The organism is Bradyrhizobium sp. BRP56 (assembly GCF_020194035.1).
GTDB lineage: Bacteria > Pseudomonadota > Alphaproteobacteria > Rhizobiales > Xanthobacteraceae > Bradyrhizobium > Bradyrhizobium australafricanum.
This window is the reverse complement of sequence record NZ_JADYVV010000087.1, coordinates 1-17,044: the sequence shown is the minus strand read 5'-3', so window position 1 is coordinate 17,044 and position 17,044 is coordinate 1. Positions and strand designations below refer to the sequence as shown.

Here is a 17,044-nt window from a genome sequence, read left to right as displayed (position 1 = left end):
CCAAGAATGGAGGTAACGAGATGAAGATGCATATGTTGTCGGGCGGCCGTCTCCAGATGTCGAAGCGGACCTATCTGCCCGATGCGGCGCGCGGCGAGATGATCGAGCTTCCGGTCGCCTGCGTGCTGTTGCGGCATGCGCAGGGCAATGTGCTGTTCGACACCGGATGCCATCCCGATGTCGCGACCGATCCTGAAGGGCGGCTCGGCACGCTCGCCAAATACATGCGCCCGATCATGCCGGCGGATGAACATGTGCTGACCAGCCTGAAGGCCGTTGGCCTTGGCGCTGACGACATCGACGTGGTGATCTGCTCCCACCTGCACACCGACCATTGCGGCTGCAACGCCTTCTTCAAGAAGGCGACGATCTTCGTCCACGCACTCGAGATCGAGGCCGCGAATGCTGATAACGCGTTCGATCGCGGATACATCAAGGCGGATTGGGATCATCCGCTGAAGATGGAGATCTTCGATAAGCAGATGGATGTGTTCGGCGACGGCAAGCTGACGCTGGTCCCGCTGCCCGGGCACTCGATGGGAACGACCGGCGCGCTGGTCAAGCTCGACAACAGCGGCGAATTCCTGCTCGCCTCCGACGCGCTCAGTGTGCGCGCCAATCTCGACCAGCGGACCTCGCCGAGGAACAGCCTCGATGTCGACCAGTTCCTGAAGTCGCTCGACGAGATCGCCAGGCTCGAGGCGTCCGGCGTCAAGATCATCTGCGGCCATGACGAGGCGCAGTGGGCCAGCCTGCAAAAGGGGCCGAACGCGTATACGTGAGGATTTGGGCGCGGCTTGCAGATGTCGTTCCACGCGATATGGTGTGTCGCCGCCGGAGTTCATCTGGCTCACAACAACAAGGAAAATGCAGATGTCCAAGGATGGTTTGTGCGCGATCGTGACGGGATCGGCATCGGGACTCGGCGCCGCCACCGCGCAAATCCTCGCCACGCAGGGCGCGCGCCTCATCATCAATTATTCCAACAGCAAGGCGGAAGCCGAGGCGACCGCGGAAGCCTGCCGCAAGCAGGGCGCCGAGGTGCTGGTGGTGCAGGGCGACGTCTCGCGCGATGAGGACTGCAAGAAGATCGCAGCCGCCGCGCAGGGCTGGGGCCGCCTCGACGTGCTCGTCAACAATGCGGGCACCACCAAGCATGTGCCGCATCACGATCTCGACGGCCTGACCGCGGAAGATTTCCAGCGCATCTATGCCGTCAACACCATCGGCCCGTTCCAGATGGTTCGTGCCGCGCGCGCGCTGCTCGAAGCCGGCGCGAAGGCATCTAGCCGTCCGTCGGCGGTAGTGAACGTCTCCTCGGTCGCCGGCATTTCCGGCGGTGGTTCGTCGGTCGCCTATGCCGCGAGCAAGGGCGCGCTCAACACCATGACGCAGTCGCTGGCGCGCGCGCTGGCACCGTTGATCCGCGTCAACACGGTGTGTCCGGGCTATATCGATACGCCCTGGTTCACCAAGGGCCGCGGCGAGGCCGGCGCCAAGCAGGTGCGCGATGCCGTGGTGGCGCGCGTGCCGCTGAAGGTCGCCTCGACGGCCGAAGACATCGCCAACCTGGTCTGCTTCCTGGCGAGCCCGGCGTCGAGCAACATGACCGGTGAGTTCGTCCGCATGGACGCCGGCATGCATCTGATTCAGTGACGGAGCGCCGTTGCACAAATGAAAAATGCCCGGGCCTGGCCCGGGCATTTTGATTTTGAACCTGTCGTTGTTCCGTCATTCCGGGGCGATGCGTTAGCATCGAACCCGGAATCTCGAGATCCCGGATTCGATGCTTCGCATCGCTCCGGGATGACGCCTACGGCGTCACCTGTTTCCGATATCCGGGATCACGCGCGCCGCGACCAGCCGGTTCCAGATGAACAGCACCACCAGCGCGCCGATCGTGGCGGTGATGAAGCCGGCGCCTTGTTCGGGACCGTAATGGCCGATCGCCTGGCCGATGAAGGTCGCAAGAAACGCGCCGGCGATGCCGAGCACGGTGGTGAGAATAAAGCCGCTTGGATTGTTCGGTCCCGGCGACAGGAATCGCGCGATGATCCCCGCGACAAAGCCGACGATGATGACCCAGATGATGCCGCCCATGACTGTCGTCCTCCTCAGATGGAATCAACGCTACCGTCAGAGCCTGCGGTGCAGCTCGTCGCCGCTCGGCAGCCGGCCGTCCGGCGTCAGGTGATTGATCGCGTCGGGCAGATACTGGCTGAGGCCCTGCAGCAGTTCGTCGCGCGACAAGCCGCTCTGCGATGCCAGCGAGTTGATCTGGTCGGCGCCGAGCGCATTGGCGAGATCGCCGGGCGCGATCTGCTTGTTGGGACCGTTGCTGACCCAGGAATTGGCCGCGTCGCCATGACCCTTCTGCTGCAATTGATTGAGCAGATCGCCGAGGCCGCCGCTGAGCACGGTGCCGGCTGCGCCGCCGGCGAGCAGGCCGCCGAGGCCGCCCTTCAGCAGATCGCTGAGCCCGCCGCCACCGGCGCCGCCGGGCAGGCCTGCGGTGACGTTGCCGGGAGGAAGCGGCGGCCCCTGCGCCGGCTTCGGCTCAGGGGCGCTCGCGTCCGCTTGGCCGCCGGAGAAATGCTTGACCGCCTTCCAGGCGAGCAGCGCGAGGATCGCCATCGTCATCGGCGACATTCCGCCGCCGCTCGAACTGTCGGATGATGTGCTTGGTGCGCTCGGACCGCGCGGGCCGTTCTGCATGCCGTTGAGTACGTCGAGTAAACCCATGATCGTCTCCTGCCGCAACCGTGCCCCGAGCGGGAAACATAGCTTCCGCCCATGACGGTTACAAGGCGGGCCACCCGGCCCGCGGTGCGTCGAAATAGGCAGGCAACCCAAGGTCTGCTATCGAGCCAATAATGAATGGACGTTTGGCCACATGAACGAGGACCGGCCGATCGGCATTGCGGGCGCGGGAAGCATCGGCTGCTTCGTCGGCGGCACGCTCGCGGCTGCGGGGCGCCGTGTCGTGCTGCTGGCGCGGCCGCGGCTGATCCAGGAGATCGCAGGCAACGGCTTGCGGGTCAGCAGCTTTGACGGCTCCGAGCGGACGGTATCCGCGGACCGGCTCATTGTGTCCGACGATCCGTCGATCTTGTCCGACGTCCAGACCGTGCTGGTGACGGTGAAGAGCGCCGACACCGCTGCGATGGCCGGTGTGATCGCGCGCCACGCGCCTGACGATGCCGCGGTGATCAGCCTGCAGAATGGCGTCGGCAATGTGCCCTTGCTGCGCGACCGTCTGCCGGGCCGCAGGGTGCTCGGCGGCATGGTGCCGTTCAACGTGGTCGCGCTCGGCGACGGCCGCTTCCATCGCTCGACCTCCGGCGACATCGTCATCGCGCAGGATGACGCGGGCACCGCGGCGCGGCTGTCGGCGCCGGGCCTTGCGATCAAGCCCACCGGCAATATCGACGGCGTGCAGTGGGGCAAACTTGTCGTCAATCTCAACAATGCGCTCAATGCGCTGTCCAATATTCCGCTGCGGCAACAGCTCGCGCAGCGCGGCTGGCGACGACTGCTTGCCGATCAGATGGCCGAGGGCCTGGCCGCGGTGCGCGCCGAAGGCATTGCGCCGGTGTCGCCGACGACGCTGCCGTCGAGCTGGATGCCGCCTTTGCTGCGGCTGCCCGATGCGCTGTTCGACATGCTGCTCGGCCGCACCATGAAGATCGATCCCGAGGCGCGCTCCTCGATGTGGGAGGATCTGCAGCGTGGCCGCCGCACCGAGATCGACTATTTGCAGGGCGTGATCACCGCGATCGCGGATCGCCGCGGGCTCGAGGCGCCATTGTCGCGCCGCGTCATCGCGCTGATCCGGAAGGCGGAGGCGGACGGCAAGGGCTCGCCGGGGCTGACGCCCGAACAGATCCGCGATGGCAGTGATGAACGCCGATGATCGTCCGCCACGTCGATCGAACAACAGAGGAGGTGACATCATGAAACGGTCCAGCATCATGCTGCTCACGCTTGTTGCGCTCGCGGCCGGCCCGGTCCGCGCAGCGCCGCCAACCGTGACACCGTCGCCTGGCTATGATGCGCGCTTGCAGGAGCAACGCGCGGCGGCTGCGGCGGCCAGCCGAGCGGCCACGCCTGCGCACAAATCGGTCGCACCCCGACACCACAAGCGCACCCGCGCGCACTGATCCATCACAGAGACGACCTCAGATGAAGCTGCTGTTCCTCGCGCTCACCTTCGTGTTTGGCTTCATCACGGCCGCAGGCGCCGCCGACTATGCCGGCTCGATCAGTGCCTACCGGCGCGCCAACCGCATGCCCGCGGTGAAGCTCGACGCGAAGCTGAACGCGATGGCGCTGAAGCAGGCGCAGGCGATGTCGGCGACCGGATCGGTCAGCCACTCCGCGGCCGGCAGCTTCTTCACGCGCATCGCGCCGCTGAAGAAGCAGCGCGCCGCCGAGAATATCGGCGCCGGCTTCATCGCCTTCGCCGAGATGCTGAAGCAGTGGGAGAACTCGCCGGGCCATCGCGAGAACCTGCTGATGCCGGGCGCCAAGCGCGTCGGCGTCGCCTTCGTCGACAATCCGAAGTCGCCGTACCGCAGGTTCTGGGCGATGGTGATTACCGATTGAGCCTGCGGTGTCATTCCGGGGTCTCGCTTGCGCGAGCCCCGGAATGACCAAGCGAACCGTCAGTTTCGCTTCGCAACCTTGGTCGGTGGCGGCGGTGTCGGCGTGAACAGCTTCTTCAGGCCGTCCAATCCCTCGGAAAGCCGCGGCCATTCGCAGGAGAACGTACCCTTCACGCAGTTGCTTGCTCGCGGCCGCGGCTCGGGAATGGGGACGGCAGCGACCCGCGGCTTGACCGGCCTTGCGGCGGGGACGGGGACTTTCGCAGTCTCACTGCGCACCGGCTCATTGTGCAATGACGCCTGCTGGATCTGCGGCGGCCGCGCCGGCTGTGTCTCCTGCCGCTCGAGTTGCTTCGCATTGAACGCCGCGACGATACGCGAGCGGCGCTGCTGCTCGAGATAGCCGGTATATTCCTGGTCGATCTTCTTCTGCTCGTCCGGCGTCGGATTGGGACCGGCGATGTCGAAGCTGCGGTCCTGCATGAAGTCGTAATAGGTGTAGCCACCGCCGGGCTTGCGACGGCCGGCGAACTTGGCGTTGCACTCGGCGAGTTGCGCGGTTTTGTCTTCCCTGGTCTTCGCCTTCTCGGCGAGGTCGGCGCAGTCCTCGAAGTCCTTCGGGCCGCCGCGCCACCATTGCGCGTGCGCGCTCATCGGCGCCAGCACGCAAGCGACGGCGAAAGCGGCAACAGCCAACGTCGATGATCGTGACGGCATCACGGACATTGAGACCAAACCCGAACGACACAGAGTGAGCAGATTGTCGCCATTTTAGTGACACTTGTCACCCGGGAACCCGACGATTTTCCTGACCTGTGGAATGTTGCCGCGGCTGCCTTCGCGATTGGAATAATTGAAGAATCTCATCGGAACGGGCCGGAGATCAGAACAATTCGCCTTTAATCGTTCACTTCACCCTGTGCAGCAACGCAACCAGTTCCGCCTGCCGGTGGGTGCCGGTCTTCTGGAAGATCGTCTTGAGCTGATTGCGCGCGGTGGCAAGGGCAACGCCGGCCGCCTGCGCGGCCGCTTCGACCGAATCGCCGCGCGCAAGCCGCGCGGCGAGGCGTGCCTGTGCCGGCGTCAGTTCGAACGTCGCCGCCAGCAGCGCCTGATCGAACGCGGCGCTGCCTTCGAGATCGCGGATCAACAGGATCGCACGCGCCCCGAGGAACGGCGAGCGCGCCGCCGGAGGCACCGGTTGGATCTGGATCACGATCGGCCGCTTGTCGATCCTGCGCACCACGATCGGCGACGACGGCAATGGGTTCAGGTCCGAGCTGTGGGCCAACTGATCGATCAGTCTGGTCAGATCGGCATTGGCCTGTCGGTCGAGCAGGGTGAGGCGATTGTTGCGGATCGCAAGGTCGTAGCCGAGGCAGCGTTCCGCCTGGCTGTTCATGCCGATGATGGTGCCGAAGCGGCCGACGGCAATCGCAGCGACCTGGATCAGATCGAGCGCGCCGGTGATGCCCGAGAGCGCGGAGCGGCCGACGACGGCGGAGAGCGTCGCGGCTTCCGTGAGCGGCGCCGACACCCTTTGCAGCGCCTTGATCTCGTCGGCGTCGAACAAGCCTTCCCTGGGCGAGCGCTGGATCGTCAGTGCCCACAACGCCGGGCCGGAGTGGAAGCCGATCGCCGCGAACCATTTCAGTCCAAACTCGCCGAGCGTGGCGTAGAGCGGATCGCGCAGCATCTCGGTTTCGGATTCGAACAGATCCGCATCGGTGATGACATCGACACCGGCATGCATCAGCGGCACGCCGCGGGCCGCGCGGATGTCGGTGAGGTGAAGATTGTGCGGGAAGTAGGTCTTGGTGAAATACTCGGTGATCGAGTCCGTGCGCGGAATGTCTTCAGTGCGGATATCGCTCTGAAGCATCGCTGCGCCGGTCGCGCCGACGACGGCGCAGACCTCGTCCATGAAGGACGGCCAGGTCGAGGGATCGAGAACCACATCGCCGAGGCGCGCGGTCACATCGTCAAGCCTGTGCAGATCGACCAAAATTCAGCTCCGCCGATGCAAACAGCGTTGTTTTGTCAGGCGAAACAGGCTGCACCTCGTTGCGCCCGGTACCGGGCATAAGAAAACCCAGGGGCCCGATATGCAAGTTAAATCAGCGACAGGCTAGGGGCCGGGTCCGCAAGCGCTGGCGAAACATGATCGAAAATCGGCGGGTCCCGCTGGCCGGTGCGATCCGGCGGCTACGATAAGTGACCATCGTCACGGTGGTCGGCTTCGGTCAGCGCCACGCGGCAGAAGCTGGCGGCGATCGCGACGACTTCCTCCACGGCCTGCGGATATTGCTTCGACACCCAGCGCAGCGCGATCGAGATGACGGCGCCGACCATGCCGACCGAGAGCAGCGAGGCGGCAGCGCCCTTGTCGCTGCGCTTCGGGTCGAGCGCAGGCGGCACCAGGATGTCGCTGAAGACGCACAAGGCGTCGAGCTTGACGGCATCGACCGCCGGACTGATGCCTGAAATTTCCAGCAGAAAGACCCGCGCGGGCTTTGGGTGCTGCTTCAGCCGCGTGAAATAGAGCGTCAGCGCCGCGCGCAGCCTCATCTCGGCATCGTCGCCTGCGGCTGCGGCGGCCGCGGTCATTTCGTCGTGCAGGTGGCCGACGACATGGCCGTAGGCGGCGATCAGCAGAGCCTCGCTGTTGGCAAAGGACTCGTAGAAATAGCGCTCGGTCAGCTCGGCCGCCTCGCAGATCGCCTTCACGGTGGCGCCGCGATAGCCGACCTCGCCATAGATCTCGATCGCCGCATCGATCAGCTTGAGCCGCCGCTCGGTGCGGCGTTCCTCGGCGTCCATACCGCCGTAAAGGCGGGCTTTCCGGCTGCTTGCCATGAAAGTGTATTGACACGAGGCATTGTCAGATGTCAAGTTATCTGACAATATGTATTGTCAGTAGTGCTACCGGAGGGTCAGGGCGTGTCCGTTCATTTCGACGTGTTGATCGTGGGTGCCGGGCTGTCGGGCATCGGCGCCGGCTACCATTTGCAGGCCAACTGTCCGGACCGCAGCTACGCCATCCTCGAAGGCCGCGATTGCATCGGCGGCACCTGGGATCTGTTTCGCTATCCCGGCATCCGCTCCGACTCCGACATGTACACGCTCGGCTATTCGTTCCGGCCGTGGACCGAGCCGAAGGCGATCGCCGATGGCCCGTCGATCCTGAACTATGTGCGCGAGACCGCGCGCGTCTACGGCATCGACAAGAACATCCGCTTCAACCACCGCGTCGTGCGCGCCGACTGGTCGTCCGCCGACTCGCAATGGACGGTCGAGGTCGAGCGCGGGCCGGAGAAGACGATCGAGCGCTTCACCTGCAACTTCCTGTTCATGTGCAGCGGCTACTACAAATATGAACACGGCTACACGCCCGACTTCCCCGGCATCGCCGATTTCGCCGGCCGCGTCGTCCATCCGCAGAAATGGACCGACGACATCGACTATGCCGCCAAGAAGGTGGTGGTGATCGGCAGCGGCGCGACCGCGGTGACGCTGGTGCCGGAAATGGCCAAGACCGCCGCCCATGTCACGATGCTGCAGCGTTCGCCGACCTATGTCGTGGCGCGGCCGGACGAGGACAAGGTCGCCAACTGGCTGCGCGCGCGGCTGTCCGCGAAACTCGCCTACGGCCTCACCCGTTGGAAGAACGTGCTGTTCGGCATGTATTTCTACCGGCTCTGCAAGCGCGATCCGGAGCGCGTCAAGAAGCTGATCCTCGGCGGCGTGCGCCACGCGCTCGGCCCCGACTACGATGTCGCCACCCATTTCACGCCGCGCTACAATCCGTGGGACCAGCGGCTTTGCCTGGTGCCGAACGGCGATCTGTTCCAATCGCTGCGCAACGGCAGATCGTCCGTCGTCACCGACCAGATCGAGACCTTCACGCGTGGGGGCATCAAGCTCAAGAGCGGCAATGTGCTCGACGCCGACATCGTGGTGACCGCGACCGGCCTCGATCTGCAGGTGCTCGGCGGACTCGAGATCAATGTCGACGGCGCGCGAGTCGATCTGTCGAAGACCATGAACTACAAGGGGCTGATGTACTCGGGCGTGCCGAACCTCGCCGCCGCCTTCGGCTACACCAATGCGTCCTGGACGCTGAAATGCGACCTGACCTGCGAATACGTCTGCCGCATGCTCAACCACATGAAGGCGCACGGCTACGCGCAGGTGACGCCGCGGCGGAACGATCCTGATGTCACCGAACTGCCCTGGGTGGATTTCTCATCGGGCTATATCCAGCGCGCCGCCGCCAGGTTCCCCAAGCAGGGCTCGCGCCGGCCGTGGCGGCTCTACCAGAATTATGCACTCGATATCATGACGCTGCGCTTCGGCTCGCTGAAGGATGAGGCCATCGAGTTTCTCCCGGCGCGTCGGGCCAGCGCGGATGCCGCCTCGAATCCGGCACGCCAGGTGGCGTAACGCGCGACACGCCAAACCTCGCGTAACTTCGCGCGCGCCCGATGTGGCGCGGGCTGGCGATCACCCGGCAGCTCTGCTATGGGATGGCGACGCCCGCATGCTTCGCTGCGGGCGGTGCGGTCCCGTAGCTCAGCCGGATAGAGCGACGGTTTCCTAAACCGTAGGTCGGAAGTTCGAGTCTTCCCGGGATCGCCATTTTTCGCTCACCGCGCGCTGCCGGCGAGGCTTTTCAACATGCATTCCGGCGCGATCTGCCCGGCGTTCGCTCCCCCCAAGTTCACCCGAGATCGAGTTCACCCCAAATTAGGGAAAGCCCGGGACAATGGGGAGGGGGCACCGGAAGACCGCGCGTATGCGAGCTAGCGTTCCAGAACGGGTTGAGCAGGGGGGCAGTGATGCCCTTCGCGATCAGCTGCGTTCAAAGGGGCGGCCGCTCGTCGTCGATGTCGACGAGGTCATGGTGCGGGGAAGCTCCGTCCCCGCCGATATCGCATCCGATCTGATCCGCCGCCTTCGCGCTTTCGCCGCGGCGATCACCGCTTCCTTCGGGTCGCAACCGCGATCAGCGCATGGTGCAGATCCATCGGGGTTCGATCCGTCCCGGGCGCAATTCGACCACGACGCGGTGAGGTTCCTGCTGCAGGTGCTGGGCGAAGGCCGCCCGGTCTACCTTTGCTCGGAAACCTATCCCGAGCCGTTCGTCAGCGCGGTCGCCCAGCATCTCGGCGTCTTCACCGCCTGGGCCGCCGCGCCGGAGCGTCAATTGCCGCCGGCGCAATGCGAAGAGCTGCCGCCCGTGCTTCGCCAGGGCTTTGACTACATCGGTAGCGCGGCGGTCGCGTTGCCCGATTCCGCATCGCGCCTCGCGCGCTCCGCTCGATCCCAGCCGTCCGCGCCCGCGCGGGTCGGCATGCGCGTCAATATGCGCAGCTGGCTGAAGCTGTTCAGGGTGCATCAATACGCCAAGAACGCTCTCGTGCTGGTGCCGCTGCTGACCGCACACAAATTCGCATTGGGATCGGCGGCGACGTCGCTGTTTGCGGTGATCGCATTCTCGCTCTGCGCGTCGGGCGCCTACATCCTGAACGACCTTCTCGACGTCGAGGCCGACCGCGCGCATCCGACCAAGCGCAACCGCCCGATCGCAAGCGGCGCCATCCCGGCATCGCGGGCCGTCGGCGCGATGGCCCTGGCGCTGGTCGCCGCATTTGCGATCGCCTTGTCGATATCGATCGAGTTCGGCGGCGTCCTGCTCGGCTATTTCGCGCTGACCACCTCCTATTCGTTCTGGCTCAAGCGCATCGCGACCGTCGACGTCGTCGTGCTCGCCACGCTTTACACTGTCCGCGTGATCGGCGGCGCCGTCGCGATCAGCGTGCCGATGTCGGAATGGCTGCTTGCGTTCTCGCTGTTCATCTTCATGTCGCTGGCGCTGGTGAAGCGCTATATCGAGCTCGCCGGCCAGCCGGACGGCGCCGTGCTGGCGGCGCGCGGCTACCAGGTCGAAGACAAATCGATGATCGCGATCCTCGCCGCCGCGTCAGGCTTCAACGCCGTCGTGATCTTCACGCTCTACATCTCGTCCGATACGGTGCGCGCGCTTTACAGCCATCCGCAACTGCTCTGGGTCGGTTGCCCGATCTTGATGTACTGGATCGGCCGCGTGATGCTGTTCGCGCAGCGCGGATTGATCGACGACGATCCGGTCATCTTCGCGCTCAGGGATCGCGTCAGCTGGGTCGCGCTCGGCGCGATCGGCGCCATCATGCTCGCCGCCATCTAGCGATGCCGGCGGCTGCGTTACCAGCACCTGTGCCATCGGCCTCCAATCCGGGCGGCATTGGCCTGTCCGGCTGGGGCAACTATCCCAGGGCGTCGTCCGAACTGCTGGCGCCGCAGACGCCCGCGGGCGCGCAGAACCACCTGCTTGCGCGGTCCGGCGTCGTCGCGCGCGGGGCCGGGCGGGCCTATGGCGATGCCGCGATCGGAACGCAATCCACGATTTCGTCGCGCGGCCTGAACCGGATGCGGAGCTTCGATGCCGCAACCGCGCGATTAACGGTCGAAGCCGGCGTGACCATCGCCGACATCCTTGCCGTTTTCGAGCCGCGCGGCTTCTTCCTCAAAGTCGTGCCCGGCACGAAATTCGTGACGGTCGGCGGCGCGATAGCGGCCGACGTTCACGGCAAGAACCATCATCGCGATGGCGGCTTCGGCACCATCGTCGATTCGTTTCGCCTCGCGCTGCCTGGCGGCGAGATCGTCACCTGCTCGCGATCGGAAAACGCCGCGCTGTTCGCGGCGACACTGGGAGGCATGGGCCTGACGGGCATGATCCTCGACGCGACGCTGCAACTGCTGCCGATCGAGACCGCCTGGCTGCGGCAGGATACCCGCGTCGCCGGCAATCTCGACGCGGCGATCGATCAGCTGGAAAGCAGCGCATCGACCACCTATTCGGTGGCCTGGATCGACTGCCTCGCGCGCGGCGCGGCGCTCGGCCGGTCGCTGGTCTATCTCGCCGAGCACGCCACGCGCCGCGACAAGGATATGCTGGGACCCGGCCTCGAAGCGTTTCCCAGCCTCCGCACGTCGCGGCTCGCGGTCCCGGAGCTGTTTCCGGGATGGCTGCTCAATCGCGCATCGATGCGGGCGTTCAACGAGCTGTACTTCCGCCGCGGCGCCGCGCATCCGGGCAAGCCGCGGCTGGTCCATTGGGACCCGTATTTCTTTCCACTCGATGCGATCACCGACTGGAACAGGATCTACGGCCGGCGCGGCTTCGTGCAATATCAATGCGTGATCCCGCTCGACCGCGCGCGCCGCGTTCTCGCCGAAATTCTCGATCGCGTGTCGCGGCGCGGCGATGCGTCGTTTCTCGCGGTGCTCAAGCAGCTCGGCGAAGGCAGCGGGCCGATGTCGTTTCCGCTCCGCGGCTACACGCTGACGATGGATTTTCCCGTCACCGACGCGCTGTTCGGGTTTCTTGACCAGCTCGACGCGCTGGTGGTCGACGCCGGCGGCCGGCTCTACCTCGCCAAGGACGCGCGGCAGTCTCGGGCGACATTCGAATCCGGATATCCCGGCCTTGCGGCCTTGCGGGACATCCGCCAGCAGATCGGGGCGAACAGTCGCCTCGTGTCCCATCTTTCAGCACGGCTTGGAATTTGATGACCGGCACAAAATCAATTCTGGTGATTGGCGGCAGCTCGGACATCGGGCATGCGACCGCGCTGCGCTATGCGAGGGAGGGATGGCGCGTGATGCTCGCCGCTCGCGATATCGGGGCGGCACAGCGCAATGCGGACGACATCAAGACACGAAGCGGTACCGAAACCCCGGTTGTCGCGCTCGACGTGCTGCAGACCGGGCAGCTTGCCGGCTTCGTCGCCGGTCTTTCGCCACTTCCAGACACCGTCGTATGCGTTGTCGGGGAGCTCGGCGATCAGCAGCGTGCTGAGACCGATCCCGAGCTTGCGACGAAGATCATGCGTACCAATTTCGAGGCGCCCAGCCTGCTGCTCGAACTGTTCGCGCAAGCCTTCGCGACGCGCGGCTCGGGAACCATCGTCGGCGTGAGCTCGGTCGCCGGCGATCGCGGCCGGGCCTCGAACTATTATTACGGCGCGGCCAAGGCCGGCTTCTCGCAATTCCTGTCCGGCTTGCGCAACCGCCTGGCGCTTGCGGGCAAGGTCCGTGTCGTCACCGTCAAGCCGGGATTCGTGCGGACCAGGATGACGGCGCATATGAAGCTGCCGGCTCCCCTGACGGTGCAGCCGGATCGGGTCGCGGAGGATATCTTCCGGGCCGATGTGACCAGGCCGCGTGACGTGATCTATGTGGCCCGCCGCTTCCGCCTGGTGATGGCGATCATCTGCGCGCTGCCGGAGACGATCTTCAAACGGATGCGTATCTGATGCCCGACGTCGCCGCCAACCACGCGTCGTTCCCGCGATCCAGCGCGATCCGGCAGAGCGTCCCGCTTGTGACGGCATCGCTGTGGCTCATGCTGTTCGCGGCGACGCTGATCTTCAGCGTCACGCTCTGCGACGGCCGGCTGATCTTCACCCTCGACGATCCCTACATCCACCTCGCCGTCGCCGATCACATCCGGTCCGGCGGCTACGGCGTCAATGCGTCCGAGGTCTCGTCGCCAAGCTCGTCGATCATCTGGCCCTATCTGCTGGCCGTGACCGAGACGTTGCATCTTGGCGCATTCGGTCCGCTCCTGATCAATGCCGCGGCCGCGGCAGCGACCGTCGTGGCTTTCCTGCGCATTCTTGAATCGGCTGAACTGCTTGGCCCCGGCCGGGAGAAGCCGCTGCTGTTTTTCGTCGCGCTGCTCGCCATTTTTTCGTCAAGCGCGATCGCCCTGCCGATGACCGGCATGGAGCACAGTCTTCACGTTTGGGCCACGGTCGCGACCTTCGGCGGCCTGACCGAAGCCGCGCGCGGACGGTCGCCGACCGCCATGCATTTCGCGGCGCTGGTGCTGCTGCCGCTGATCCGCTTCGAGGGAATCGCGTTTGCCATCGCGGCGATGATCGGGTTTGCTCTGCTCGGCCAGCGCCGTTTTGCGGCCGCGGCCGCCGCCGTGATGCTCTGTGCGTTCGCCGCGTACTTCGCGCGAATGGTAGCGCTCGGTCTTCCGCTTTTGCCGAGCTCGGTGTTGCTCAAATCGCGCATCGCCGAATCCGGCTATGAAGGAACCGGCGTGTTCGCCTCCATCCTCCGCAATCTCGGCGACGGCTTCGCTAATCCCGCCGGCTTCAGGCTGATGCTGCTCGGTCTTGCGCTCGCCGGCGTGATGGCGCTGCTGCGCTCCGACCGCGGCGCCCTGATCGTCTGTGCGACGGTGCTCGCCGCGATCGCTGCGCATCTCGGCTTTGGCCAATATGGCTGGTTCTACCGGTATGAGGTTTACATCGTTGCGCTTGCGGTGCTGGCGCTGCTCTACGCGGTTGCACGCGCGCGAGCGGTCTTGAGCGTCCCGCAATGGACCGCCGCGACGCTCGCCACCGTCGGGCTGGCCAGTTTTGCCAGCGTGGGCTATGCCAGCGCCGCGCTGGAGACGCCGTTTGCCTCGCGCGGCGTCTACGAGCAGCATTATCAGTTGGGGCGCTTCGCCCAGCAGCTCTACCGGCGGCCGATTGCCGTGAACGATCTTGGGCTCGTTGCCTGGGGAAATCCGAACTTTGTGCTGGATCTGTGGGGGCTCGGTTCGGAGCGCGTGCGCAAGGCGAAGCGCGCCGGCCGTTACGGCCCGGCCGAGATGGCCGCGCTCGCCGACGAGTATCATGTCGGCGTCGCCATGATCTACGACAGCTGGTTTGCGCAGGGCGTGCCGGCGAGCTGGAGGAAGGTCGCGATCCTTCACACAATCCCGGTGACCGGCGCGCGCGGTGACGTAAGCTTCTACGTCACGCCCGCCGCGGAGCCGCAGCTCGTCGCCGGCGCGCTGAAGGCCTTCGCGTCGACCCTGCCGGCGCGCGATCGTCTCGAAATGGTGGCGCCGTGAGCGCTGCGTGATCGTGGGGGCGCACCGGGTGCTCAAATCCTCGCAAGAGGCCCCTGCGCCGGAACGGGAGAGCCGCTGCTTGACTCGCGCAGCAGGATTGCGACGATCAGCGTGGTCAGCGCGGCGATCCCGAAGCCTCCGATCGAAAGTACGTCGACCCAATGGACGTCCGTGCGGGGCGTGTTGTTATGGACCGTGTGCATGTAGCCGAAGGCTCCGATCGGTATCGGCGCGGCATAGATGATCGCACGTTCCCACTCGCGGGCCTTGGCCTGAAGCGCCGGCAACAGCAGCGCCATTCCGACACTGAAGATCAGGAAGTCATAATCATACGCATAGGGGCTGATGCAGACCGATACGATCGCGGTCAGGCCGAGACTCTCGCGCACCGGCATCTTGCGGTAGACCGCGACCAGCACGATGCCGAGCGCAAGGACGGCGACGATGCCCTGGCCGATAAACGCTGCCGATGCGGAGAACCCCGTGGTTCGCAACGCGGCATAGGTCGAGACCATTCGATACAGCGGATAATAGGCTTCCCGCAGGAATACCGACGAATCATGCACGCTCTGCAGCATCACGGTCCAGATCTGCATGCCGAACAGCACTGTGCAGATCGCCGAGCTGATCAGCACGACGGCGCCGGCCGTCATCACGACGATCCACGAGCGCCGCAGGATGGCATAGAGTGCGAAGGCAACGGCGAAATGCGGCTTGATGATCATGAGACCAAGGGCCACGCCTGCGAGCATCGGCCGCTCTTCGAAGTACAGGCACACCAGTCCGATCAGTGCGGCAGTAAGGAAGCTGTTTTGACCGCATGCCAGCGTGACCCCGATCGTCGGAAAGAAAACGATCAGCACGAGCACGAACCGATTTCCGGCAATGCGCCGCAGCACCGCGAGGTAAACAGCCAGCGTCGAGGCCATGAACAACAGATAGGCCATTCCGAACGGGACCAGCGCGAACGGAGCCAGCAGCAGGTTGAATTGCGGCGGATAGGTCCACGGCATGAAGCCGTCGTGTCCGCCCGACGCCTGCTTCTCGATGATGGCGAGCTTCGCGAATTGATAAGCCTGGTCGAGGTCGCCGAGCCACACCAGCTTGGCGGTAATGTAGAAGGCGGCGAAGTCGACCAGTTCACGGCCGTGCCCGAGCCCCAACTGGGAGAACCACACAACCTTGAACAGGAGGGCGGCGACCAGCATCACGAGGATTCCGCGCGTGTAGTTGGTGCGCTTCGAGTCCGTCGACTGAATGGTTTCGAGCGTTGTTGCGAGCATCAAGCCGAGCCCTGTGATGGCAACCCAAGCTAGATTGAATAGGTTAAGCAGTCGAAAAATTGCAGGGAGAGGGCGGTTGGTCGCCTGACAGCCGCAGGGATGCATGAAATCGGACGGTGGAGGCTGGAACCGGACGGTATCTCGGTGTCTGGATGCGACTTTCGCTGGACGCTCCGTCGGCGGCAGTGATAACGGCTGACAAGAACCATCTCACGACGGACCGAATGCCGAAACCGCCGCCTCCTTCCAATCGCGGGCCCAGCCCATCTCCGGTCCTGCAACGCGCCGTGGTCGCGTTGCAGATGGGACAGGTCGTCGAAGCCGAGCGGCTGGCGGCGGAGGTCTTGAAGGCAAACCGGACCGATGTCGGCGCGGCCTCGATCCTGGCGCGGGCGCTGATGATCCAGAACCGCAACGAGGAGGCGATCGCGCCGCTCGAGCGAGCCGTGCGCCGCGTCGAGGATCCCGGCCTCGAGACCCTGCTCGGCGCAGCGCTCGGCGGTGCCGGCCGCGGCAGCGAGGCGATCGATGTGCTGCGGCGAACCACCGCGCGGCGGCCGCCGTACCTGCCCGCATTCCAGGCGCTGGCAGGGCAATTGCACTCGGCCGGCCGCATCGACGAGGCGGTTGCCGTCATCGAGAGCGCGCTCGTTCTCGCGCCGGGGAGCCTCGAGTTTCAGCTGCTGCTGGCGCAGCTGCTGCCCCAGCGCAATGAGCGTGGCCGGGCGCGCGAGATTCTGGAGAAGCTGCGCAACGCGGCGCCGGGACATCCCGATGTTCTGGCCGCGCTCGCGCGTGTGCTGCTGCTCGATGGCGAATATGCTGCCGCGGCGGATCTCTACCGCCAGGTGGTGGCGCAGCGCCCCGACGACCCGCTGACGCGTCTCAGCTTCTCCGCCAGTCTTCTGGAAATGGGCGACCGCGCGGCCGGCGAGGCCAATCTGCGTCTCGCATTGCGCGGCCGGCCGCAAATGATCGGCCGCACGACCGCCGCGCTGATCATGTCATCGCACGGCCGCTTCTTCTTCCGTCGCAGCGCCTTTGCGGAATTTCTGAGCTAGAGCGTTTAATGGCTGAGCACGCGGCGGAGCGGACGGCGGCACGAGTTGCGGGGCGCGAGGTTTTGGTCGTGCAGGATACGAGCGAACTTGCGCTGGGAGGCCGTCGTGCCAAGGCCGACGGCTACGGCCCGGTCG

Annotated in this window: 17 protein-coding genes and 1 tRNA gene; 12 read left to right on the top strand and 6 right to left on the bottom strand. The window is 65.3% G+C overall.

Features of this window, described 5'->3' with window-relative positions; genetic code table 11:
- Positions 1-20: 20 nt before the first annotated feature.
- Positions 21-782 (top strand): N-acyl homoserine lactonase family protein, encoded by a 762-nt coding sequence (locus tag I6F38_RS38590; protein ID WP_225164108.1) that lies wholly within the window; start codon positions 21-23, stop codon positions 780-782.
- Positions 783-873: 91 nt separating this feature from the next.
- Positions 874-1,656 (top strand): SDR family oxidoreductase, encoded by a 783-nt coding sequence (locus I6F38_RS38585; protein WP_225164107.1) that lies wholly within the window; start codon positions 874-876, stop codon positions 1,654-1,656.
- Between the two features lie 165 nt (positions 1,657-1,821).
- On the opposite strand, the gene I6F38_RS38580 is transcribed toward I6F38_RS38585, so the two are convergent.
- Both I6F38_RS38580 and I6F38_RS38575 read right to left on the bottom strand, forming a co-directional pair.
- Complete coding sequence (locus I6F38_RS38580; protein ID WP_024582682.1) at positions 1,822-2,100, bottom strand: GlsB/YeaQ/YmgE family stress response membrane protein; 279 nt, start codon at positions 2,098-2,100, stop codon at positions 1,822-1,824.
- A 36-nt stretch (positions 2,101-2,136) separates the two neighbouring features.
- Complete coding sequence (locus I6F38_RS38575) at positions 2,137-2,742, bottom strand: YidB family protein (RefSeq protein WP_225164106.1); 606 nt, start codon at positions 2,740-2,742, stop codon at positions 2,137-2,139.
- Positions 2,743-2,893: 151 nt separating this feature from the next.
- Here I6F38_RS38575 and I6F38_RS38570 point away from each other — a divergent pair, with 151 nt between their 5' ends.
- Genes I6F38_RS38570 through I6F38_RS38560 form a run of 3 tightly spaced genes read left to right on the top strand, consistent with a single transcriptional unit; the run spans position 2,894 to position 4,605 of the window.
- Positions 2,894-3,913, top strand: a complete 1,020-nt coding sequence (locus tag I6F38_RS38570) for a 2-dehydropantoate 2-reductase (RefSeq protein WP_225164105.1) — start codon at positions 2,894-2,896, stop codon at positions 3,911-3,913.
- A 40-nt stretch (positions 3,914-3,953) separates the two neighbouring features.
- Entirely contained in the window at positions 3,954-4,160 is a 207-nt protein-coding gene (locus I6F38_RS38565; protein WP_225164104.1) for a hypothetical protein, read from the top strand.
- 22 nt (positions 4,161-4,182) lie between these two features.
- On the top strand, positions 4,183-4,605 hold the full coding sequence (locus I6F38_RS38560; RefSeq protein WP_225164103.1) for a CAP domain-containing protein: 423 nt from the start codon (positions 4,183-4,185) through the stop codon (positions 4,603-4,605).
- Between the two features lie 59 nt (positions 4,606-4,664).
- Here the strand turns inward: I6F38_RS38560 and I6F38_RS38555 are convergent, their stop codons facing one another.
- The 3 genes from I6F38_RS38555 to I6F38_RS38545 all read right to left on the bottom strand — a co-directional run bounded on the left by I6F38_RS38555 (position 4,665) and on the right by I6F38_RS38545 (position 7,460).
- Positions 4,665-5,330 (bottom strand): hypothetical protein, encoded by a 666-nt coding sequence (locus tag I6F38_RS38555; RefSeq protein WP_225164102.1) that lies wholly within the window; start codon positions 5,328-5,330, stop codon positions 4,665-4,667.
- A 181-nt stretch (positions 5,331-5,511) separates the two neighbouring features.
- A complete protein-coding gene (locus tag I6F38_RS38550; protein ID WP_225164101.1) occupies positions 5,512-6,609 on the bottom strand; it encodes a hypothetical protein in 1,098 nt (365 codons plus the stop codon).
- Positions 6,610-6,809: 200 nt separating this feature from the next.
- Entirely contained in the window at positions 6,810-7,460 is a 651-nt protein-coding gene (locus I6F38_RS38545) for a TetR/AcrR family transcriptional regulator (protein ID WP_225164100.1), read from the bottom strand.
- Between the two features lie 84 nt (positions 7,461-7,544).
- Between I6F38_RS38545 and I6F38_RS38540 the strand changes: the two genes are divergently transcribed.
- The 6 genes from I6F38_RS38540 to I6F38_RS38515 all read left to right on the top strand — a co-directional run bounded on the left by I6F38_RS38540 (position 7,545) and on the right by I6F38_RS38515 (position 14,565).
- Entirely contained in the window at positions 7,545-9,047 is a 1,503-nt protein-coding gene (locus tag I6F38_RS38540) for an NAD(P)/FAD-dependent oxidoreductase (RefSeq protein ID WP_225164099.1), read from the top strand.
- 118 nt (positions 9,048-9,165) lie between these two features.
- A tRNA-Arg gene (locus I6F38_RS38535) sits at positions 9,166-9,242 on the top strand.
- Between the two features lie 127 nt (positions 9,243-9,369).
- Positions 9,370-10,830, top strand: a complete 1,461-nt coding sequence (locus I6F38_RS38530) for a UbiA family prenyltransferase (protein WP_346657168.1) — start codon at positions 9,370-9,372, stop codon at positions 10,828-10,830.
- A 2-nt stretch (positions 10,831-10,832) separates the two neighbouring features.
- Positions 10,833-12,218, top strand: coding sequence for an FAD-binding oxidoreductase (locus tag I6F38_RS38525; RefSeq protein ID WP_225164097.1), 1,386 nt, complete (start codon positions 10,833-10,835; stop codon positions 12,216-12,218).
- Positions 12,218-12,964 (top strand): SDR family oxidoreductase, encoded by a 747-nt coding sequence (locus I6F38_RS38520; RefSeq protein WP_225164096.1) that lies wholly within the window; start codon positions 12,218-12,220, stop codon positions 12,962-12,964. The genes I6F38_RS38525 and I6F38_RS38520 overlap by 1 nt, the downstream gene beginning before the upstream one ends.
- On the top strand, positions 12,964-14,565 hold the full coding sequence (locus I6F38_RS38515) for a hypothetical protein (RefSeq protein WP_225164095.1): 1,602 nt from the start codon (positions 12,964-12,966) through the stop codon (positions 14,563-14,565). Before I6F38_RS38520 ends, I6F38_RS38515 begins: the two co-directional genes overlap by 1 nt.
- A 32-nt stretch (positions 14,566-14,597) precedes the next feature.
- Here the strand turns inward: I6F38_RS38515 and I6F38_RS38510 are convergent, their stop codons facing one another.
- Positions 14,598-15,848: a glycosyltransferase family 87 protein gene (locus tag I6F38_RS38510; protein ID WP_225164094.1), complete on the bottom strand. Its 1,251-nt coding sequence runs from the start codon at positions 15,846-15,848 to the stop codon at positions 14,598-14,600.
- A 224-nt stretch (positions 15,849-16,072) separates the two neighbouring features.
- On the opposite strand from I6F38_RS38510, the gene I6F38_RS38505 reads away from it, so the two are divergent.
- Entirely contained in the window at positions 16,073-16,909 is an 837-nt protein-coding gene (locus I6F38_RS38505; protein WP_080667181.1) for a tetratricopeptide repeat protein, read from the top strand.
- Positions 16,910-17,044: the final 135 nt, after the last annotated feature.